General features: G+C 72.1%; 17 protein-coding genes. 12 read left to right on the plus strand and 5 right to left on the minus strand.

Annotated features, from left to right (window positions below; genetic code table 11):
* The first annotated feature begins 26 nt into the window (after positions 1–26).
* Positions 27–2,120: a TerD family protein gene (locus ACZ53K_RS03225; RefSeq protein WP_468831414.1), complete on the plus strand. Its 2,094-nt coding sequence runs from the start codon at positions 27–29 to the stop codon at positions 2,118–2,120.
* Positions 2,121–2,561: 441 nt separating this feature from the next.
* Complete coding sequence (locus ACZ53K_RS03230) at positions 2,562–3,575, plus strand: TerC family protein (protein ID WP_468831417.1); 1,014 nt, start codon at positions 2,562–2,564, stop codon at positions 3,573–3,575.
* 114 nt (positions 3,576–3,689) lie between these two features.
* On the opposite strand, the gene ACZ53K_RS03235 is transcribed toward ACZ53K_RS03230, so the two are convergent.
* The gene (locus ACZ53K_RS03235) at positions 3,690–4,346 is read right to left on the minus strand and encodes an MBL fold metallo-hydrolase (RefSeq protein WP_468831420.1); all 657 of its coding nucleotides are present in this window, start codon (positions 4,344–4,346) and stop codon (positions 3,690–3,692) included.
* Between the two features lie 65 nt (positions 4,347–4,411).
* Positions 4,412–5,182, minus strand: a complete 771-nt coding sequence (locus ACZ53K_RS03240; protein WP_468831423.1) for a maleylpyruvate isomerase family mycothiol-dependent enzyme — start codon at positions 5,180–5,182, stop codon at positions 4,412–4,414.
* Between the two features lie 713 nt (positions 5,183–5,895).
* Here ACZ53K_RS03240 and uvrA point away from each other — a divergent pair.
* Complete coding sequence (gene uvrA / locus ACZ53K_RS03245) at positions 5,896–8,949, plus strand: excinuclease ABC subunit UvrA (protein ID WP_468831426.1); 3,054 nt, start codon at positions 5,896–5,898, stop codon at positions 8,947–8,949.
* Between the two features lie 71 nt (positions 8,950–9,020).
* Here the strand turns inward: uvrA and ACZ53K_RS03250 are convergent, their stop codons facing one another.
* Both ACZ53K_RS03250 and ACZ53K_RS03255 read right to left on the minus strand, forming a co-directional pair.
* Positions 9,021–9,965 carry a carbohydrate kinase family protein gene (locus ACZ53K_RS03250; protein ID WP_468831429.1) on the minus strand — a complete coding sequence of 315 codons (945 nt, stop codon included), beginning with the start codon at positions 9,963–9,965 and terminating at the stop codon, positions 9,021–9,023.
* Between the two features lie 41 nt (positions 9,966–10,006).
* Entirely contained in the window at positions 10,007–11,014 is a 1,008-nt protein-coding gene (locus ACZ53K_RS03255; RefSeq protein WP_468831432.1) for a LacI family DNA-binding transcriptional regulator, read from the minus strand.
* Between the two features lie 167 nt (positions 11,015–11,181).
* Between ACZ53K_RS03255 and ACZ53K_RS03260 the strand changes: the two genes are divergently transcribed.
* The 6 genes from ACZ53K_RS03260 (at position 11,182) to ACZ53K_RS03285 (ending at position 16,542) form a co-directional block, all read left to right on the plus strand.
* A complete protein-coding gene (locus tag ACZ53K_RS03260) occupies positions 11,182–12,216 on the plus strand; it encodes a zinc-dependent alcohol dehydrogenase family protein (RefSeq protein WP_468831435.1) in 1,035 nt (344 codons plus the stop codon).
* A 6-nt stretch (positions 12,217–12,222) separates the two neighbouring features.
* The gene (locus tag ACZ53K_RS03265) at positions 12,223–13,671 is read left to right on the plus strand and encodes a sugar porter family MFS transporter (RefSeq protein WP_468831438.1); all 1,449 of its coding nucleotides are present in this window, start codon (positions 12,223–12,225) and stop codon (positions 13,669–13,671) included.
* 36 nt (positions 13,672–13,707) lie between these two features.
* The gene (locus ACZ53K_RS03270; protein WP_468831441.1) at positions 13,708–14,118 is read left to right on the plus strand and encodes a Rieske (2Fe-2S) protein; all 411 of its coding nucleotides are present in this window, start codon (positions 13,708–13,710) and stop codon (positions 14,116–14,118) included.
* Between the two features lie 241 nt (positions 14,119–14,359).
* Positions 14,360–14,911, plus strand: coding sequence for a hypothetical protein (locus tag ACZ53K_RS03275; RefSeq protein WP_468831443.1), 552 nt, complete (start codon positions 14,360–14,362; stop codon positions 14,909–14,911).
* Positions 14,896–16,053, plus strand: coding sequence for an MAB_1171c family putative transporter (locus ACZ53K_RS03280; RefSeq protein ID WP_468831445.1), 1,158 nt, complete (start codon positions 14,896–14,898; stop codon positions 16,051–16,053). Before ACZ53K_RS03275 ends, ACZ53K_RS03280 begins: the two co-directional genes overlap by 16 nt.
* Before the next feature lie 102 nt (positions 16,054–16,155).
* On the plus strand, positions 16,156–16,542 hold the full coding sequence (locus ACZ53K_RS03285) for a thiamine-binding protein (protein WP_468831448.1): 387 nt from the start codon (positions 16,156–16,158) through the stop codon (positions 16,540–16,542).
* Positions 16,543–16,560: 18 nt separating this feature from the next.
* Here the strand turns inward: ACZ53K_RS03285 and ACZ53K_RS03290 are convergent, their stop codons facing one another.
* Positions 16,561–17,481: a hypothetical protein gene (locus ACZ53K_RS03290; RefSeq protein WP_468831451.1), complete on the minus strand. Its 921-nt coding sequence runs from the start codon at positions 17,479–17,481 to the stop codon at positions 16,561–16,563.
* 361 nt (positions 17,482–17,842) lie between these two features.
* On the opposite strand from ACZ53K_RS03290, the gene ACZ53K_RS03295 reads away from it, so the two are divergent.
* From ACZ53K_RS03295 to uvrC, 3 genes are all read left to right on the plus strand, one after another.
* Positions 17,843–18,493, plus strand: a complete 651-nt coding sequence (locus ACZ53K_RS03295) for a papain-like cysteine protease family protein (protein WP_468831454.1) — start codon at positions 17,843–17,845, stop codon at positions 18,491–18,493.
* Between the two features lie 4 nt (positions 18,494–18,497).
* Positions 18,498–19,430, plus strand: a complete 933-nt coding sequence (locus ACZ53K_RS03300; protein WP_468831457.1) for a hypothetical protein — start codon at positions 18,498–18,500, stop codon at positions 19,428–19,430.
* A gap of 164 nt (positions 19,431–19,594) precedes the next feature.
* Positions 19,595–21,682 (plus strand): excinuclease ABC subunit UvrC, encoded by a 2,088-nt coding sequence (uvrC, locus tag ACZ53K_RS03305; protein ID WP_468831460.1) that lies wholly within the window; start codon positions 19,595–19,597, stop codon positions 21,680–21,682.
* The last annotated feature ends 25 nt before the right edge of the window (positions 21,683–21,707 follow it).

The raw sequence follows: 21,707 nt of genomic DNA on the forward strand, positions 1-21,707 counted from the left end.
GCGCACCACACTTCGGGGGAACGACGATGACGGCCGAGCTTGTCCGCGGGCAGAACCATCCACTGGACCGCACCCGTTTGGAGATCAGGATCGCGGCGGGCGGACCCGTCGTCGCGGGGGTGACGCTCGCCGACGAACAGGGCGGCCTCACGGGCGTCGAAGCGGTCGCCCACCCGGGCGCACCGCGCCGCACCGGCGTAGAGGTGCCCCGGCAGGCCGCCGCCGAGCACCGGATCGCGCTGGACCTGGACGCCCTGCCCGCCGCCGTACACCGGGCCGGGGTACTGCTCGCGCTGCCCGTCGGCATCGGCGGACCGGCGGTCTTCGGCGCGGCGGCGGCGCCGTTCGTCGCCGTCACGGGCCTCGACGGTACGGAGATCGCCACCTACACCCTCACCGACCTCGGCGCCGAAACCGCCGTCGTGGCGGTGGAGCTGTACCGCAGGCAGGGCGCCTGGAAGGTGCGCGCCATGGGGCAGGGCTACGCGGGCGGGCTCGCGGCACTGCTCCAGGACCAGGGGCTGCCGCAGGCCGCCGAACTGGCCTCGGAGATCCAGGAGGCGGTACGCGCGGGCCACGCACGCTCGGTACCGGCACCGGCCGAGGCGGCCGACCGCACCGTGGCGGCCGACCGTACCGCGGCAGCCGCCTCGGGCCGGGCCGCGGAGCCGGGTGCCGATCCGGCCGCCGATCCGGCCACCGGGCGCCCCGGAGCCGCGCCGGAGCCGCCTGCCACCGGCGGCCCCATCGACTACCGGCACCCGAAGCGCCGGTCCGCGGCCCCGCAGCCCCGCCAGGACGCCCCCACGCCCCCTGCTCCCGCACCCCCGCCCTCAGCCGCGCCCGGGACGGCGTCGTCCGGTACGGCGTCGCCCGGCGGGGCACAGCCCGGCCCGGTCGCCGGGGACGCGGCCGGCCGGACTCCCGAAGAGCGGCTCTACAACCAGGTCTGGGGGATGTTCGAGGACCTGGCGCGCACGGTCGCCGCCTACCGCAGCGCCATGGACTTCGCCCAGTCCCGCCTGGCGAAGGAACTGGACGCCGTCAACGCCGACCCCCGCAACCGCATCGGGGCGGCCGCGGACGCCGCGCGTGCCGCCGCGCACGACAAGCACGCCCGCCTGGCCGCCCAGGCCCGCGAGGTGCTCGACCGGGACCTCGTCCAGCTCACCGCCGAGGCCGAGGTCGTCGAGCCCGCCCTGCCCCCGGCCTTCGCCTCCTGGAGCAGCCCCGTCTGGCAGGGCTACCGGCCCCCGGAGGAGCACCCGACGGCGGTGCGTCTCGGCGACCTGCGCCTGCCGGAGTGCCCCGACCTGCGCATCCCCATGCTCGTACGGCTGCCGATGGACCGCGGCCTGTGGATCGACAGCGGGCAGCCGGAGAGGTTCGGCCGGGCAGGCGCCTCCGACAACGAGTTCGCGAGCGCCTTCGGCCTCGACGACCTCGACGGCCTGGACGGCGGCCCGGACGGCGGCGAGCCGCTCGACGCGGCCGAGGTGCGGCGCCGGGCGGTGGACACGGCCGTCACCCTCGCCGTCCGCCTGCTGGCCACCCACCCGGCCGGCGAACTCACCGTCCACGTCATCGACCCGGCCGGCCAGGCGGCGCCCGCGCTGGCACCGCTCCTGGAGACGGGCGCGCTCCGCGAGCCCCCGGCCACCGGCGCGCAGGGCGTGACCGCGGTGCTCGGCGAACTGACCCGGCGCGTGGACCTCGTACAGATGGCGGTCCGCAACCAGGCGGCGGAGTCCCTGCCACCGGACCTGGACACCGCCGAGCAACTGCTGATCGTCCACGACTTCCCGCACGGCTTCGACGACCGCGCAGTCAACCAGCTCCGCTATCTGGCGGACGAGGGCCCGTCGGTCGGCGTGCACCTGCTGATGGTCGCCGACCGGGCCGAGGCGCGGGAGTACGGCCCGGTCCTGGACCCGCTGTGGCGTTCCCTGCTGCGCATCACGCCGGTGCCGGACGCCCACCTCGCCGACCCTTGGGTCGGGCACGCCTGGACGTACGAGCCGTCGCGCGTGCCGGACGGCAGCCGGGTGCTGCGCAAGGTCCTGGGCGACGTGGCGGAAGCCCGCCGGTCACAGGGACAGACCCGGAGCCGCGAGCACTGAGCGCATGGGCCTGGGGCGGCGCCCAGCCGCCCCAGGAGGCAGTCCGGCCCGCCCCGGTATCCCTGCCCTGCCCACATCCCGGCCCTTCCCGAGCCCCCGCCCGGCCCGGCCGTACCGTCCGCGTGGCCTCCTTCCGGCCAGCGGGCCCTCCCTCTGGTCCGCGCGCCCCCGCCCCTCCGTACCCCCACCCTTCCGTCCTCCCACACAGCCCCACCTGACCAGGGCATTTACCTATCTCTTTACTATCCATTGCCTTTCCTTTACCCTCGTGGTGCGGAGGGGAGTATTCCTGCGCGACGTACCCGTCATCACGGATCACACCACTGACAAGATCCCGGGGCGTCGGCCCATCTCGGGGAGCGCGGCATCAGCACTCTCGGGTGGAAGAGACCTCCGGCAGCGACGACGCTGTGAGTGCCGTACGACTCTGCCGGAGGAGCAGTGGACGTTTCCCTGACCCTGTGGGTGCTGACCATCGTCGGTCTGTGCGCCCTGATCGCCGCCGATTTCTTCATCGGCGGCCGCAAACCACACGAGGTCTCCCTCAAGGAGGCCGGTATCTGGACCGCCGTCTGGATCACCCTCGCCGCCCTCTTCGGACTCGGCCTGCTGGTCTTCGGCGGCGGGCAACCGGCCGGCGAGTTCTTCGCGGGCTTCATCACCGAGAAGTCGCTGAGCGTCGACAATCTCTTCGTCTTCGTGCTGATCATGGCGAAGTTCGCGGTGCCGACGATCTACCAGCAGCGGGTGCTGATGGTCGGCGTGCTGATAGCGCTCGTGCTGCGCGCCGGATTCATCGGCGCGGGCGCCGCGATCATCGCCAACTTCTCGTGGGTCTTCTACATCTTCGGCGCGTTCCTCATCTGGACGGCCTGGAAGCTCATTCAGGAGGCCCGCTCGGGGGAGGAGGACGAGGAGTTCGAGGAGAACCGCTTCCTGAAGATGGTGGAGAAGCGGTTCCCGTCGACCGACAAGTACCACGGCACCAAGCTGTTCGTGGTCGAGAACGGCAAGCGGCTGATGACGCCGATGCTGATCGTCATGCTGGCGATCGGCACCACGGATGTGCTGTTCGCGCTGGACTCGATCCCCGCGATCTTCGGCCTGACCCAGGACCCGTACATCGTCTTCACCGCCAACGCCTTCGCCCTGATGGGCCTGCGGCAGCTGTACTTCCTCATCGGCGGTCTGCTGAGGAAGCTGGTGCACCTCTCGTACGGCCTGTCGATCATCCTCGGGTTCATCGGCGTGAAGCTGGTGCTGCACGCCCTGCACGAGTCGGGCGTGAGCGTCCCGGAGATCAGCATCCCGGTCTCGCTCGGCGTGATCTGCGCCGTCCTGGCCGTCACGACGATCACGAGCCTGCGCGCCTCGAAGAAGCAGGCCCGGGCGGAGGCGGCGGCCACCGGGGAGAAGCAGGACTCCAAGGACTCCAGGGACTCCGTGGACGTCTGACCGGCCATCCTCCCCCGACCGGCCGTCCTGCCGGACGGTCGCACCGACCGACGCGTTTACGGAAGGCCCCGCGGATTCACCGCGGGGCCTTCCGAGTCGTTCCCGCCCGGTCCGTCACCAGCCGCGTTCGCGCCACTCCGCGAGGTGCGGACGCTCCGCGCCGAGCGTGGTGTCCGAGCCGTGGCCCGGGTAGACCCAGGTCTCGTCGGGCAGCCGGTCGAAGAGCTTGGCCGAGACGTCGTCGATGAGGCTGGCGAACGCCTTCGGATCGTTCCATGTGTTGCCGACGCCGCCGGGGAAGAGGCAGTCGCCGGTGAAGACGTGCGGGTGTCCGTGCGGGTCGTCGTAGATGAGGGCGATGCTGCCCGGGGTGTGCCCCACCAGGTGGCGGGCGGTCAGCCGGACCTCGCCGACGGTGATGGTGTCACCGTCCTCGACGGGCACGTCGGTCGGTACGGGAATGCCCTCGGCGTCGTACCGGCCCGCGTACGTACGGGCGCCCGTCGCGTCCACGACCTCGCGCAGCGCGCCCCAGTGGTCACCGTGCTGATGGGTCGTCACCACGCCGGCGATGCCGCTGTCACCGATCAGGCCGAGGAGGGTGTGCGGCTCGGCCGCCGCGTCGATCAGCAACTGCTCGCCGGTCGCGCGGCAGCGCAGCAGATAGGCGTTGTTGTCCGTCGGGCCGACCGCGACCTTGGAGATCATCAGGTCCGCCAACTCGTGCACGTCGGCCGGTCCGCCGACCTTCACTGCTCCCGTGTAGCTCATGGGCCCAGCGTAGGGGGTGTCCGACGGGCCGGGCGTGGCCCCGGCCATGACCCGTCGGACACCTCTCAGAGCGGGGGGAGGGCCGGGAGGGGGCCGCCCCGGGTGTCGAGTCCGGTGCCCTTGGCCCGGCCGGTGAGCCAGCCGACCAGTTCGGTGGGGGAACCGGACACCACCACGTACGGGACGTCCCCGGTGTCCTCCGTGACCGCGCCCGTGTGCCGCGTACGGCCGGTCCGCCACCGCCGCCCGTCGGGGACGCGCAGTTCCACGGCCGGTACGTCGACGTGTCCCGCGAACTTCTTCCCCGTCAGGAAGGCCAGTTCGGCGTCGACGAAAGCCGTCGGCAACTGCTCGATGCCGTAACCGACCCCGAGGTCGATACGGTGCAGCTCGACCTCGGCCAGCCGGCGGAACGGCAGCCGGTCGGCGCGTTCGAGGACGCCGTTGCGCATCTCCAGCTCGAACCGGCGGCGGGCGGGCGGCAGCGCCGCCGCTGCCGCGTCGAAGCGCTCGGCGCTGGACCGCAGGTCGTCCAGGTGCACGGCGAGCGGCCGGTCGGCGCCTTCGTTGATGTCGGCGTCCCGGGCCTCGGCGCTCGCGTACATCGGGGTGCGGACGCCGGTACGGGCCCAGGTCAGCAGGTTGACCAGGGCGTCGGCGTTGCGTGCCACGTGGGCGAGCAGGTGGCCGCGGGTCCAGTCGGGCAGCAGGGACGGTTCGCCGATCGCCTCGTCGTCCAACTTGCCCACGTCGACGAGCAGTCGGTCGGTTGCCTCCCGGACGGAGGCGGTGTCCTGCGCGAAAGCCGGCGCGGAGTCGGGCACGTTGTCGGTCATGGTCCGAAGCTAGCGCCGCGGTGGCGTCTGCGGGAGTCGGCCGGCACAGATGAGGGCGTACGCGGGTGGTGGCGACGGCGCGAGGCGTTCGGCTGGAGGCGGCCCCGGCCGGTTCGTGTGCGTACGCAGGGAGGAACCGCGTGGCTGCAGTAACCGCAAAATTGCTGTGGCTGCAATTTTGGGCCAACGAGACAAAACATGGCAAAGCGGCCGGGGTGAGGCCGCGAGCCCCCGGACCCCCGCACCCCACGCCGCCTCGGCTCCGACCCCAACCTCAACCCCAACCCCACAAATCGAACACCACCCTCCCTCCCCGTGACTTCGGACACCTTTGCCTCCCCGCCGATCAGCGCCCCCGCGGCCCCGGTACGCGCGGGAACCAGAGCCATGGGGGAGGCGTGAGTGAAGGGGGGAACGGACTGTCGATGATCGCGAGGAAGAGACGCGGGCGGCCGTGCGTTGACATCAGCGACCACACGTTCGGGTGAAGCGGTGCGACGGAACCCGTAATTCGAATGCGCGTGCTATAAGCTCGTGAGTGGCATCAATAAGACATCGCCGCGGCGGCCCCCATACCCTGGGGCGGGGGCGCCCGCTCAGCTTCCGTGCCCAACCGGCTCGGCGCCCGGACGACCGGGCCGCCCCGCCGCCGTCGAACGGGCCGCCTGCTGAGCCGCGGCCTCCCGCCCCTCTCCAGAAAGGTGCCGACCGGCGTGGCCGACCGTCTCATCGTCCGTGGCGCTCGCGAGCACAACCTGCGTAACGTCTCGCTCGACCTCCCCCGGGACTCCCTCATCGTCTTCACGGGGCTCTCCGGGTCGGGCAAGTCCTCGCTCGCCTTCGACACGATCTTCGCCGAGGGGCAGCGCCGCTATGTCGAGTCGCTCTCCTCCTATGCCCGGCAGTTCCTCGGGCAGATGGACAAGCCCGATGTGGATTTCATCGAGGGCCTGTCCCCCGCGGTCTCGATCGACCAGAAGTCGACCTCGCGCAACCCGCGCTCCACGGTCGGCACGATCACCGAGGTCTACGACTACCTCCGCCTGCTGTTCGCCCGCATCGGCAAGCCGCACTGCCCCGAGTGCGGGGACCCGATCGCCCGGCAGTCGCCGCAGGCCATCGTCGACAAGGTCCTGGAGCTGCCCGAGGGCAGCCGCTTCCAGGTGCTGGCCCCGCTGGCGCGCGAGCGCAAGGGCGAGTTCGTCGACCTCTTCTCCGACCTGCAGACCAAGGGCTACAGCCGGGCCCGCGTCGACGGGGAGACGATCCAGCTCTCCGACCCGCCGAAGCTCAAGAAGCAGGAGAAGCACACGATCGAGGTGGTCGTCGACCGCCTGACCGTCAAGGACAGCGCCAAGCGGCGGCTGACCGACTCCGTGGAGACCGCGCTCGGCCTCTCGGGCGGCATGGTCATCCTCGACTTCGTCGACCTGGACGAGGACGACCCGCAGCGCGAGCGGATGTATTCGGAGCACCTGTACTGCCCGCGCGACGACCTGTCGTTCGAGGAGCTGGAGCCCCGCTCGTTCTCCTTCAACTCGCCCTTCGGCGCCTGCCCCGACTGCACCGGCATCGGTACGCGCATGGAGGTCGACCCCGAGCTGATCATCCCGGACGAGGAGAAGTCCCTCGACGAGGGCGCCGTCCACCCCTGGTCGCACGGCCACACCAAGGAGTACTTCGGCCGGCTGGTCGGCGCGCTCGCCGACGCCCTCGGATTCCGTACGGACATCCCGTGGGCCGGGCTGCCGCAGCGCGCCAAGAAGGCGGTCCTCAACGGCCACCGCACCCAGATCGACGTGCGCTACCGCAACCGCTACGGCCGCGAGCGCTCGTACACCACCGCGTTCGAGGGCGCCGTGCCGTTCGTCAAGCGGCGCCACCAGGAGGCGGAGAGCGACAGCAGCCGCGAGCGCTTCGAGGGCTACATGCGCGAGGTGCCCTGTCCGACCTGTGAGGGCACCCGGCTGAAGCCGATCGTCCTCGCCGTCACGGTCAAGGGCCGTTCGATCGCCGAGGTCTCGGCCATGTCGATCAGCGACTGCGCCGACTTCCTGCGCGAGATGAAGCTGGACGCCCGCGAGAAGAAGATCGCCGAGCGGGTCCTCAAGGAGGTCAACGAGCGGCTGAAGTTCCTGGTCGACGTCGGTCTGGACTACCTCTCGCTGAACCGCGCCGCGGGCACCCTCTCCGGCGGCGAGGCCCAGCGCATCCGGCTCGCCACCCAGATCGGCTCCGGCCTGGTGGGCGTGCTGTACGTGCTCGACGAGCCGTCCATCGGCCTGCACCAGCGCGACAACCACCGCCTCATCGAGACGCTGGTGCGCCTGCGCGACATGGGCAACACCCTCATCGTCGTCGAGCACGACGAGGACACCATCAAGGTCGCCGACTGGGTCGTGGACATCGGCCCGGGCGCCGGCGAGCACGGCGGCAAGGTCGTGCACAGCGGCACGATGAAGGAACTCCTGGCGAACAAGGAGTCGGTCACCGGGCAGTACCTCTCCGGCAAGAAGGCCATCGTGACGCCCGAGGTGCGGCGGCCCGCCGACCCCAAGCGGCAGCTGACGGTGCACGGCGCGAAGGAGAACAACCTCCGCGACATCACCGTCTCCTTCCCGCTCGGCGTGCTCACCGCGGTCACCGGCGTCTCCGGCTCCGGCAAGTCCACGCTCGTCAACGACATCCTCTACACCCACCTGGCGCGCGAGCTGAACGGCGCCAAGTCGGTGCCGGGCCGCCATGTGCGGGTCGCGGGCGACGACCTGGTGGACAAGGTCGTCCACGTCGACCAGTCGCCGATCGGCCGTACGCCGCGCTCCAACCCCGCGACCTACACCGGTGTCTTCGACAACATCCGCAAGCTGTTCGCGGAGACGATGGAGGCCAAGGTCCGCGGCTATCTGCCGGGGCGCTTCTCCTTCAACGTCAAGGGCGGCCGCTGCGAGAACTGCGCGGGCGACGGCACGATCAAGATCGAGATGAACTTCCTGCCGGACGTGTACGTGCCGTGCGAGGTCTGCCACGGCGCGCGCTACAACCGGGAGACCCTGGAGGTCCACTACAAGGGCAAGTCCATCGCCGAGGTGCTGGACATGCCGATCGAGGAGGCGCTGAGCTTCTTCGAGGCCGTCCCGACCATCGCCCGGCACCTGAAGACGCTCGACGAAGTCGGTCTCGGCTACGTCCGGCTCGGGCAGTCCGCGCCGACCCTGTCCGGCGGTGAGGCGCAGCGCGTCAAGCTCGCCTCCGAGCTGCAGAAGCGTTCCACGGGCCGTACGGTCTACGTCCTCGACGAGCCGACCACCGGTCTGCACTTCGACGACATCAGCAAGCTGATCAAGGTGCTGTCCGGTCTGGTCGACAAGGGCAACTCGGTCATCGTCATCGAGCACAACCTCGACGTGATCAAGACCGCGGACTGGATCGTGGACATGGGCCCCGAGGGCGGCAACGGCGGCGGCCTGGTCGTCGCCGAGGGCACGCCGGAGGAGGTCGCCGCGGTCCCCGCCAGCCACACCGGCAAGTTCCTGCGCGACATCCTGGGCGACCGGGTCAGCGACGCGGAGCGGCCCGCGGTGCGCAAGGCGGCGAAGAAGACCGTCGCCGCGACGAAGGCCCCGGCCAAGAAGACCGTCTCGGCGAAGACGGCCGCCAAGGCGTCCGCGACGAAGGCGACGGCCAAGAAGACGGCCGGGGCGGCCGCCACGAAGGCGGCTGCCAAGAAGACGGCTGTCAAGAAGGCGACGCGGGCCCGCAAGGCCTGACGTTCACGCCGGGTGCGCCGAACGGGCCGCCGTCCACTCCTGCGAGTGGGCGGCGGCCCGTCCGCGTAGGGTCAGGCCCCCGCCAGCTCCGCCGCGTACGGCGGCTGGGCGCCCGGCCGGGAGCAGGTCACCGCGGCCGCGCGGGCCGCGAAGCCGAGGATGTCGCGCCAGGCGGCGGGGGACAGGGCGGCGACCGCGTCGGGCGCCAGGGCGCCGTGCGCGTCCAGGCGGTGCAGCAGCGCCGCGTTGACCGTGTCGCCCGCGCCGATGGTGTCGGCGACCTCGACCCGCTCGCCGGGCACCGCGATCTCCTCGCCGTCCGGCGTCCGTACGGACAGTCCGTCACCACCGCGCGTGAGCACGACCGCCGCCGGACCGGCCGTCAGCCAGTCCTTGACGGCGGCCGCGACGCTTTGGGGACCGGCCAGCCACTCCGCGTCCTCCTCCGAGAGCTTCAGCAGCGCGATGTGCGGCAGCCAGGAGCGGAAGCGGGCACGGTAGGCGTCCGGGTCGGCGATCAGCCCGGCGCGGATGTTGGGGTCCAGCGCCGTGAAGATCCCCTGCTGTGCCGAGCGCCGCAGCAGGGCCTCGTACGCGCTCGCGCCCGGCTCCAGGACCATCGAGCAGGTGCCGAACGACACCGCCCGTGCCGCGGCGGGCAGTTCGGCCGGGAGGGTGAAGAGCCGGTCGGCGGTGCCGTCGGCGTAGAAGCCGTAACCGGCCGAGCCGTCCGGGCTGATGTCCGCGACGGCCAGGGTGGTGGGCTCGGTGCCGCGCTGGACGAGCGAGGTGTCCACGCCGTCCGCCCGCAGCCCGCGCAGCAGTTCCTCGCCGAACGTGTCGGTGGAGATCCGCGAGCAGAACGCGGCGGGCGAGCCGAGCCGCCCGAGGGCGAGCGCGGTGTTGTACGGGCCGCCGCCCCGGCGCGGCAGCAGCGCGGGCAACGGTCCGTCCCCGGACGGCGATTGCGAGCTGGGCACGAGGTCGATCAGGGCCTCGCCGGCGACGACGATCACGGCAGTCCTGGCCTTTCTGGGGGAGGGGAGGGGCGGGCGGATCAGCGTCCGGTGCCGGTGCAGCCGCAGGAGTCGCGGTGCACGTACGTACAGGGCAGCCGGAGGGTGCGCGGCGGGCGGTCCGGCTCCTCCAGCCGCTCCAGCAGCAGCCGGACCGCGGTGGCCCCGATCTCCTTGCTGGGCTGGGAGATCGCGGTCAGGCGCGGGGCGAAGAGGTCGGCCCAGGAGAAGTCGTCGAAGCAGGCCAGCGCGATGTCGCGGGGGACGTCGAGGCCCAGGCCGCGCAGCGCGCGCAGGGTGCCGATCGTCATGGCGTTGTTGGCGGTGATGATCGCGGTGGGCGGTTCGGGGGCGGCGAGCAGGTGCCGGGTGGCGTCCTGGGCGCCCTCCGCCTCGGAGTTGCCGCCGGCCAGCAGCTCGGGCGCGAAGGGCAGGCCGCGGGCGCGCAGGCCGTCGCGGTAGCCCTGGACGCGCTCGGTGGTGGTGCTCAGTCCGGGCAGTCCGGCCACCAGCCCGATGCGGGTGTGCCCGAGGTCGGCGAGGTGCTCGACGAGCTGCTGTACGGGGGCGCTGTTCTCGGTGCAGACCTGGTCGTACGCGTCACCGACGAGCCGGTCGAGGAAGACGGCCGGGACCTGGCGCCGGGTCAGGTAGCCGGCCATGCCCGCGGGCTCGGCGGACGGCGCGACGATCATGCCGTCCACCCGGCGTTCGTGCAGCAGCCGGACGACCTTCTGTTCGTGCGCGGGGTCGTCGTGCGGATCGGCGAGCAGCAGGCTGTACCCGGCCTCCAGGGCGCCGGCCTCGACGCCCTGGAGGATCTCGGTGAAGTACGGGTTGCTGATCGCGGAGACCGCGAGGCCTATGGAGCGGGTGCGCGAGGTGACCAGGGAGCGGGCCAGTGTGTTGTGGGTGTAGCCCAGGTCGTCGATGGCCTTCAGGACGGCGGCGCGGGTATCGGGGCGTACCGGGCGGGTCTCGTTGAGCACGTGCGAGACGGTGGCCACGGAAACCCCGGCCTGGCGTGCCACATCGACCATCGTCGTCATCCGGTCCGTCTCCCCGAGTCCGTTGCCCTGTCGCGCCGGCAAGGAGGTCCGGCTGCCGGTACGTAGTCCATCACAGCCTAGACGTAAACGCTTGCGCAAACGTTTACCCCCGGGTTACGTTCACGCCGCCCCACTGCAACACCGCACGAAGACGTGAGGAGGCGCCGATGCGCGCTGTCGTGGTCACCGAGCCGGGCCGTACCGCCCTGACCGACGTACCCGATCCCCGGCCGGCACCCGCGGAGGTCGTCGTACGCGTGTCCTCCTGCGGGCTGTGCGGGACCGACATGCACATCCTCGGCGGCGAGCTGCCCGCCGTGCCCTACCCGCTGGTCCCCGGGCACGAGCTGACCGGCGAGGTGGTGGCCGTCGGCGAGGGCGTCACCAGTCCCGCCGTCGGCGACCGCGTCGCGGTCAACCCGAACATGCCGTGCGGCGCCTGCCACTACTGTCGCATCGGCCGCGCCAACCTCTGCGAGGACTACCAGGCGATCGGCGTCACCCAGGCGGGTGGTTTCGCCGAACTGGTCGCCGTCCCCGCGCGCTGCTGCCACCTCGTCCCGGAGTCCTTCTCCGAGGCCGCCGCGGGCCTGATCGAGCCGCTGTCCTGCGCGGTGCACGGCCTGAACCGGCTGCCCCGCCGTCCCGGCGAGCACTACCTCATCTACGGCGCGGGCACGATGGGCCTGATGATGGCCGCGCTGGTCCGCACCGCCGGCGCCGCCTCGGTGTCCGTCGTGGACCTCAACGAGGACCGGCTGGCCTTCGCCGAGAGCTTCGGCCCGGACGCCGCCGTGACCAGCGCCGACCGGCTCGGCCGCAAGCCCGGCTTCGAGGTGGTCATCGACGCGACCGGCGCGGTCCCGGCCATCGAGGACGGCCTCGGCCGCGTCCGCAAGGGCGGTACGTTCCTCCAGTTCGGCGTCACCGACCCGGCCCGCTCCGCGAAATTCTCGCCGTACCTGGTCTACCACCACGAGATCGACATCATCGGCTCGATGGCCGTCCACAACAGCTTCCAGCCCGCCATCGACGTACTGGCAGCCGGACTCGACCTCGATCCACTGGTCAGCGACGTGTACGGGCTGGAGGACTTCGACGAGGCGGTGGCCCGCTTCCGGGCCGGCACCGGCCGCAAGATCCACATCGCGCCGCAGCCGGGCTCCCGTACGGCGGCCCCGCAGCCCGCGCGAAAGGGGTGACCGGCCGTGCCCGCACGCATCAAGAACGCCCTGATCTGGGTTTTCGGCGCCCTCGGCGGCATCCTGTGGGGCTATGACACCGGCGTCATCTCCGGCGCCATGCTCTTCATCAAGAACGACATCGCGCTGACGCCGCTGCTGGAGGGCATGGTCGTCTCCGGCCTGCTGGTCGGCGCGATGCTCGGCGCGGGCCTGTCCGGACGGCTCTCCGACTCCTGGGGCCGGCGCCGCCTGATCCTCGCCGCCTCCGCCGTCTTCATCCTCGGCACCCTCGGCGCCGCCCTGGCCACCAGCCCCTGGACGCTGATCGCCTTCCGCTTCGTGATCGGCACCGGCGTGGGCATCGCCTCCGTCGTCGTGCCGCTCTACCTGACGGAACTGGCGCCCAAGCACCTGCGCGGCGGGCTGACCTCCCTGATGCAGCTGCTGGTCACGGTCGGCATCTTCCTCGCGTACGTCACCGACTACCTGCTCGCCGGCGCCGAGGCGTGGCGCTGGATGATCGGCCTGGGCGTGGTGCCCGCCGCGATCCTGGCGCTCGGCATCATCACCCAGCCCGAGAGCCCCCGCTGGCTGGTCGGCAAGGGCCGGAACGACGAGGCGCGGCACGTACTGACACGGCTGCGCGGTACGGGTGGCGCGGCCGACGCCGAACTGGCCGAGATCGAGGAGACCGAACGCGTCGAACGGGCCGAGAGCCGCCCGCTGACCCTCAAGGACCTCGCGGCGTCGCGGCTGCGGCCGGTCCTCCTCATCGGGATGCTGCTGGTCTTCTTCCAGAACTTCGTCGGCATCAACACGATCATCTACTACGCGCCGACGCTCCTCACCGACATCGGCTTCGGCTCCGACGGCGCGATCCTCGCCAACGTCGGCATAGGGCTGCTCAACATGCTGATGACGCTGCCCGCCATGCGGATGATCGACCGCAAGGGGCGCAAGCCGCTGCTCCTGTACGGCGCGCTCGGCATGTGCACGGCCATGCTCGTGCTGGCCGTCACCAACCTGTCCGGCCTCGGGTACGGCGCGGCGCTGTCCGTCCTCACCTTGTTCGGCATCGCCCTGTACATCGCCTCCTTCGCCGTCTCCTGGGGGCCGGTGCAGTGGGTGATGCTGCCGGAGCTGTTCCCGATGCGGATCCGGGCCGCCGCGGTGAGCCTGTGCGTCATGTTCAACTGGCTGTTCAACATGGTCGTCTCGCTGGTCTTCCCGACCCTGCTGCGCGCCTGGGGCGCCGGCGTGAACTTCCTGTTCTTCGCCGTGACGACGTTCGCCGCCTTCCTCTTCGTACGGAAGCTGCTGCCGGAGACCAAGGGCCGCAGCCTGGAGGAGATCGAACGAGACCTGCTCAAGGGCCGGTCGGGGCACCTGGAGGACCGGGGCGAGGGCCGGTCGGGTCAGCCCGAAGCGGACGGACCGGTACCGGTATCGTCGGGAGCCGACGCCGCACGATGACGCCGCGCCCCTGAACGCAAGACCCGGGAGAACGACATGAGCCAGCCCCCCGCCCGCCGGACCGTGCTGCGAGGGGCCGCGCTCGCCGGCGCGGCGGGCTTCGGCGTCGCCGCCTGCTCCGGCGGCGGCTCGGGCGAGGCGTCCGCGACGCCCACCGAGCCCGTCGCCCTGGGCGCCGCCACCGAGGTACCGGTCGGCGGCGCCAAGCTGTACCGGGAGAGCCGTCTGCTCGTCTCGCAGCCCGAGAAGGGCCAGTACAAGTGCTTCAGCGCCAAGTGCACCCACGCGGGGTGCGTACTGGACAAGATCGAGCGCAACCAGGGCAACTGCCCCTGCCACGGCAGCCGGTTCGACGTGACGACCGGCAAGGTCATCCAGGGGCCGGCCTCCAAGCCGCTGCCGGAGGTCCCCGTCAAGGCCGAGGGCGGCAAGCTGATCGCCGGCTGACGGGCGGCCGCGGGGCCCGTCACCCGGCGCGGTTGGCCGGAAACGGACTGCCCGGAGGCGGGGGCCTGACAGGGGGCCGGGTGACGATCTACGATCGCACGACGCGTTGCACCGATGGCGCGCGAGGGGGTGTCGTCGTGCTGGTTTCCTCGGGTCACCGCCCGGCGGCGGCAGCATGACCGGGCGCCGTTACCGGGTCCTCTGCCCTCCTGTACCCACACGTCATGGAGTATCGCCCGCGATGCACTGGAGGCGACTGCGCCGCCGCTGCCGGCGCGTGATCGACGGGATACCGCTGCCCGAGCCGTTCTCCGCCCAGGAACTGTGCGCCCGGCTCGCCACGGACCGGGACCGTCCGCTGCGGCTGATGACCCTGCCCACGCCGACCGGGCTGGGCATGCCGACGGGCATGTGGCTGGCGACCGAGGAAGGCGACTACGTCTTCTACGACGCGCAGACCAGCCCGCTCCACCAGGAGCACATCATCCTCCACGAGATCGGCCACCTGGTCTGCGACCACCGCATGGCCGTCGAGGACCCGGCGCTCTTCCGGCACATCGACATCGCGGACCCGGCCTCCATCCGGCGGGCGCTCGGCCGCACCCGCTACTCCGACCGGCAGGAGCAGGAGGCGGAGATGATCGCCAGCCTGATCCTGGAGGGCGCCGGGCGGGTGCCCGCGCCGACGCTGCTGTCCGGCACGCTCGGCGGCCTGGCGTCCGGCATGGGCCTGCGGTCCGGTACGGGCCCGCGGGACGCGCGTCACCCGGGAGCGTCGTGCTCACCTCGCTAGCGGACCTGGCCTGGCTGGAGAACGCCGGCATCGTCGCCCTGTGGGCCGTGGTGATCGCCCGGGCCCCGCGGGGTCTGACGGACCGGGCCCAGCGGCCCCTGTGGCTCGCCATCGTGATGATCGCGCTGGCCATGTCGATGCACCTGGAACCGGTCACCGCCGTCCTGGCCCGCCTCGTGCCGGGCGCCCACTGGGTCGACCTGAGCACGCACCTGTTCAGCATCGTCGACGCCGCCGCCGTGCTGTGGTTCATCTTCCAGGCGGCGGGACGGCAGCGCCGTACCGTCCTGGTGTTCGGCGCCGCCCTCGCCGTCATGCTCGCGCTCGTCGCGCTCGACCTGACCGGGCCGCCGCACGCCCGGAACCAGATCACCCCCTCGCCGGACATCCCGAGCGTCCCGGACGCCTACTGGTACGTCTTCTTCGCCTTCCACCTGACGGCCGACACCACCTGCGGCTTCGTCTGCTGGGCCCAGGGCCGTACCGGCGCGCCCCGGCTGCTGCGGTACGGGCTGCGGCTGTTCGGCACCGGCATCCTGCTGGCGTCCCTCCTGTGGGTGCTCAAACTGGCCTACCTGCAGACCCGTTCGCCGGTCTTCGGCCCGCTGTTCTCGCCGGTCACCGGCCTTGAGGCGCTGTTCATCGCGGCCGGCGTGGCGCTGCCCGTACTGGCCGGAGCCCAGCAGCTCTGGCGGGACCGCGCTTCCTACCGGGGGCTGGCCGTCCTGTGGCGGGAGCTGACGGCGGTCACCCCCGACGTGGTGCTGGGGCCGGGCAACCGGCTGCGCAACGCCGTACTGCCGCTCCAGCTGCGCCTGTACCGGCGGGTCATCGAGATCCGGGACGCGATGATCGTGCTGCGGGACTACGTCACCCCGGCCACGCTCGACGGGGTCCGCCGGCACGTGGGGGAGCAGGCCGTCCCCGAGCACCTGGCCGACGCGCACGTCACCGCCTGCTGGCTGGCCGCCGCCCTGCACGCCCGGCGCACCGGGGCGGCACCGCACGCGCAGACGGCCAACCTCGCGGGGCCCGGCGCGGGCGATCTCGGCGAGGAGGTCCGCCACTTGCTGCGGATCGCGGATGCCTACCGCTCTCCCGTGGTACGCGACTACCGGGCGGCACACGTCGGCACCGGGTGACGGGCGCCGCGCCGCGGTCCGCCGCCGGCGGGCCACCGCATCCGTACGGGAGCCACCGCATCCGTACGGGACCGACCGCATCCGGACGAGGAGAGGAAGACCGTGCTCATTGCCTTCGCCCTGACGCCCATGGGCGTGGAGGAGAACGGCGCGGCATACGTCGCCGACGCCATCAAGATCATCCGGGAGTCCGGGCTGCCGAACCGCTCGGACTCCATGTACACGATGATCGAAGGGGACTGGGACGAGGTCATGGACGTCGTCAAGCGCGCGACCGAGGCCGTCGCCGACCGCGTGCCGCGCGTCCAGGTCAGCATCAAGGCCGATGTGTGGCCGGGCATGGACCGGCCGCTCGACGGGAAGATCTCGATGCTGGAGCGGCGCGTCGCCGACAACGCGGCGGCCGCGGGAGCCCTGGACGGCAGCTCGGCGGCCGCGGACGCCGACGCGTCGGGCGTCCCGGCCACCGGGGCGGGGCCCACCCCGTAGCGGGCCCCGCCGTCCGGATCACCCCCAGTCCCACCCGATTCCCACGATCCCGGGCCGTACGCCCTGTTCCACCAGGTGTACGGCCCGGTGCTGCCCGCTCAGTATCAGCTCCTGCTGGCCCGAGCGCGGCGCGCCGGCCTTGGTCCGGGTGAAACGGCGGCAGCGCACCGGCAGCGCGGCCTCGTCGAAGCACACCTGGAGGACGTACTGGCCGCCGGCGAAGCGGAAGCCGCGTACGTACTCCGCGCTCTGGCCGCCGCTGCCGTCCACGAAGGTGTGGCCGAAGACATGGGTGTCGCCGGTGCGCAGCCGGACGTCGAAGAGCAGCTCGGCGACCACCATCGCGGTGGCCGCGTTCCGGCGCACCCGCCCCAGGCGGCAGTTCTCGCCGGCCCGGACGGCCACCTTTGACGGGTCGCAGCCCGCGTCGCCCTGGTGGATGGCGATGTAGCGGTCCACGCCGTCGCGGTGGGCGCGTACCACCTGGAGGGAGCGGCGCTCGCGCAGTTCCCGGCCGGCTCCGATGTGCACCCATTCGTGGTGGCCGACCGTGTGCAGCCCGCCGTCCGCGGGTGCCTCCAGCTCGGCGAAGAGCGCATGCAGGGCGTCGGAGGGGTCGAAGAGGGAGCGGTAGGAGCGGGCGGCGGGGCGTTCCGCCGTCTCGGCGCGCGGGCCGCCTTCGGGGACCAGCAGCCGGTGCAGGGAGTGCGCGGGCAGTTCGAGGACCTCCTCCAGGGCCCGTACGGCGCGCAGCGACTCGGGGCGCTGCGGGCGCCGTGCCCCCTGCTGCCAGTAACTCAGACTCGTCACGCCGACCTTGATGCCGCGCTGCGCCAGCTTGTGCTGGACGCGGTGCAGGGCGAGGCCGCGGGCGGCCAGGGCGGCCCGTAGAGCCAGGTGGAACGGACCGGTCCGCAAAATCTGTGTCAACTCGCCCAAATGCGGGGAATCCGCGGCGCTCACCGGGTGCGCCCGGGGCGTCTGGTGCGGAGTTTGTTCGTGTGCTTCCTGGTGTTCATGAGGTGTACGTGGTGCCTGCTGTGCCGTGTGCTGTCTCATCGCCCAACCCTCCGGCGCGCGCGGTGAACGTTCACAACCGGATGTCACACCGTGCGCTGCCCCTGCCTGTCCGCTGCAGTACGCCGGGCACGGGCCGTTCACACCCGGCGCCGGTCGTCCACACCCCCATGTCACCCCGCATTGAAGCGTGTTGACCTGCTCCGGACAACACCCGATGCTCCTGACCAGCATCCGGATGCGCTCCTCCGTCCCCACCCCCCTCACTCGGGAGAGGAACGCCATGCTCCGTGCAGCACGCACACGCGGCTCGCGCCGCAGATGGCTGTCGGCCGCGGCACTGTCGGCCGCCGCACTGACCGCCGTACCCGCCACACCCGCCACCGCCGCGTCCGCCCCCACCGGCACGGCAGTCCAGGCGGCCCCCGCCGCGCCCGCCCCACAGGGCGCACTCGCCGCGAACCGGCTCGACATCTCCATGCAGGCCCAGGAGAAGACCAACTGGTGCTGGGCCGCCTCCGGCAACACCATCGCCACCTTCTACGGAGGAAGGTACAGCCAGAACCAGTTCTGCAACGCGGCCTTCCACCGCTCGCAGGGCAGCACCTGCCCCAACAACCAGGCCACACTCGGCAACGTGCAGAACGCCTTCGACTGGATGGGCGTCAACCCGGGCTCCTACGTCACGGGTCACCTGCGCTACGGCACCGTCCAGAGCGAGATCAACGCGGGCCGCCCCGTGGAGACCCGCATCCAGTGGTCCTCGGGCGGCGGACACATGCACGTGATCTACGGTTTCGACACCGCGGAGAACTGGGTGTACTGGGGAGACCCATGGGGGTCCAACAGCCGCTACAACTGGGGCGACTACAACTACTACGTCAACGGCGACTCCTTCTCCTGGACCCACTCCCTCTACCGGATCGGAGCCTGAGGCCATGACCGAGCACAGAGCTCCGGCCGTATCCGCCACCGCCGCGCGGCGCGGCACTCCGGCACGGCGCGCCGCCATACGGGCCGCCGCCACCGGCGCGCTCACCGCCGCCCTCCTCGGCCTCGCGCCGCAGAGCGCGCTGGCCGCCACCCCCGCGCCGCCGCCCGCGCCCGCCGCATCGACCGTCGGCGCCGCCCGCGCGGCGGCCACCGCGCCGGACACCCTCGCGACGCTCTCCCGCTTCTTCGCCCGGGACGGCGCGGGCGCCCGGGACGGTGTGACCGCCCGCGGCGGCGCGGTCGCCGGAACGACGGCGCAGCCCAGGATCGAGGGGCGGACCGTACCCGTGTACGTCCTCTCGGCCGACTTCGTCCGCGGCAAGGCCGGGGCCCCCGTATCCCAGCTGGAATTCCTGGCCAGCACGGCAGTCTCCCCGGACGGGCGTAAAGCGTCCGTGTGGACTGCCGAGGCCGGCGGCGCCTGGAAGGTCGTCAACATCGCGACCGGCGACGACGAGGCCCGCTACAGCGCGGCGGGCCAGGGCGGCACGGTCTTCCAGGAACCGCAGATCAACGCCTGGTACGAGCAGCGCGGCGACCGCATCCGGCCGCTGGACGCGGAGGCGCGCAAGGCGATCGGCGCGGGCGGCACCACCGTCGCCGCGTACCAGCGGCGGGTGGCGAAGGCGTACGGCGACAAGCTGCCCGGATCGGCGTACGACCGGCGCGGCGCCGCGGGCGGGTACGGCCCGCAGGTGTCCGGCACGGGCGACGGCGCCGCCCCGACGGGCACGCCCGGACAGCCCGTCGCGGCGGGCGCCACGGCGGGCGACAGCAGCGGCCCGCTGACCGCCGCCTCGGCCGTCGCCGGCACCGCCGCCCTGCTCGCCCTCGGCCTCTCCGGCACTGCGGCCCTGCGCAGACGGCACAACCGCTGAGTCCCGCCCCGGGGGCCCGACCCGGCCCCCGGGCCCGCACCGGCCCGGACGGACCCCACCCGCCCGGGCCGGTGCCCCGCGTCCCCGCGCCGTACGCCCGGCGTGCACGCCCGCCACCGCCCACGGTCCGCCCGCTGTCACCGCCCCCAAGTAGGGTGGGCGGCATGGCAGACCCCAGCAGTTACCGACCCAAGCCGGGACAGATCCCCGACTCGCCCGGGGTCTACAGATTCCGTGACGAGTACCGCCGCGTCATCTACGTCGGCAAGGCCAAAAGCCTGCGCCAGCGCCTGTCCAGCTACTTCCAGGACCTGGCCAACCTCCACCCGCGCACCCGCACGATGGTCACCACCGCGGCCTCCGTCGAGTGGACGGTCGTCAACACCGAGGTCGAGGCGCTCCAACTCGAATACACCTGGATCAAGGAGTACGACCCGCGGTTCAACGTCAAGTACCGCGACGACAAGAGCTATCCGTATCTGGCCGTCACCCTCAACGAGGAATACCCGAGGGTCCGCGTCATGCGCGGCGCCAAAAAGAAGGGCGTGCGCTACTTCGGCCCGTACGGCCAGGCCTGGGCCATCCGCGAGACCGTCGACCTGATGCTGCGCGTCTTCCCCGTACGGACCTGCTCCGCCGGGGTCTTCAAGCGCTCCGCCCAGATCGGCCGCCCCTGCCTGCTCGGCTACATCGGCAAGTGCTCGGCGCCCTGCGTCGGCCGCGTCTCCCCCGAGGAGCACCGCGAACTGGCCGAGGAGTTCTGCGACTTCATGGCCGGCCGCACCGGCGCGTACATCCGCCGCCTGGAGAAGTCCATGCAGGAGGCCGCCGAGGAGATGGAGTACGAGCGGGCCGCCCGGCTGCGCGACGACATAGACGCGCTCCGGCGGGCGATGGAGAAGAGCGCCGTGGTGCTCGCCGACGCCACCGACGCCGACCTGATCGCCCTCGCCGAGGACGAGCTGGAAGCGGCCGTCCAGATCTTCCACGTCCGCGGCGGCCGGGTGCGCGGCCAGCGCGGCTGGGTCACCGACAAGGTCGAGAACGTGGACACCGCCGCCCTCGTCGAGCACGCCCTCCAGCAGCTGTACGGCGAGGAGAGCGGCGACGCCGTACCCAAGGAAGTGCTGGTCCCGGCCCTGCCGGACCCGGTCGAACCGGTCCAGCAGTGGCTCACGGAGCGCCGCGGCTCCAGCGTCTCGCTGCGCATCCCGCAGCGCGGCGACAAGAAGGACCTGATGGCCACGGTCCAGCGCAACGCCCAGCAGGCCCTGGTGCTGCACAAGACCAAGCGCGCCTCCGACCTGACCACCCGCTCCCGCGCTCTGGAGGAGATCGCCCAGGCCCTCGGCCTGGACTCGGTGCCGCTGCGCATCGAGTGCTTCGACATCTCCCACCTCCAGGGCGACGACGTGGTGGCCTCGATGGTCGTCTTCGAGGACGGCCTGGCCCGCAAGAGCGAGTACCGCCGCTTCCAGATCAAGACCTTCGAGGGCCAGGACGACGTCCGGGCCATGCACGAGGTCATCGGACGCCGCTTCCGCCGCTACCTCCAGGAGAAGCAGCAGACGGGGGAGTGGGACGAGGAGGCGCCCGCCGCGGAGGACGCCCCGGGCGCCGACGGGTCCGCCCTCGCGCCCGCCGCAGTGTCCACCGACGAGGACGCGCCCCTGGCCACCGGCCCCACCGACGAGGAAGGCCGCCCCAAGCGCTTCGCGTACCCGCCCCAGCTGGTGGTCGTCGACGGCGGCCAGCCGCAGGTCGCCGCCGCCCAGCGGGCCCTGACCGAACTGGGCATCGACGACGTCGCCGTCTGCGGCCTGGCCAAGCGCCTCGAAGAGGTCTGGGTCCCCGACGAGGACGACCCCGTCGTCCTGCCCCGCAGCAGCGAGGGCCTCTACCTCCTCCAGCGCGTCCGTGACGAAGCCCACCGCTTCGCCATCGCCTACCAGCGCAACAAGCGCGGCAAGCGCCTCAAGGCCGGACCGCTGGACAGCGTCCCCGGCCTCGGCGAGAGTCGCCGCCAGGCCCTGCTGAAGCACTTCGGCTCGGTCAAGCGGCTGCGCGCCGCACGGATCGAGGACATCTGCGAGGTGCCCGGCATCGGCCGCAAGACGGCCGAGACGATCGCGGCGGCGCTGGCCGGAGCGGCCCCGCCCGCCCCGGCAGTGAACACCGCCACAGGAGAGATCATTGAGGATGACGTGACCCCGCCGGCCGCGTTGTCATCAGAACGGGGGCAGGAACGATGAGCAGCAGTACCGAGCAGCACAAGCA

Source organism: Streptomyces sp. NPDC033221, assembly GCF_055577005.1.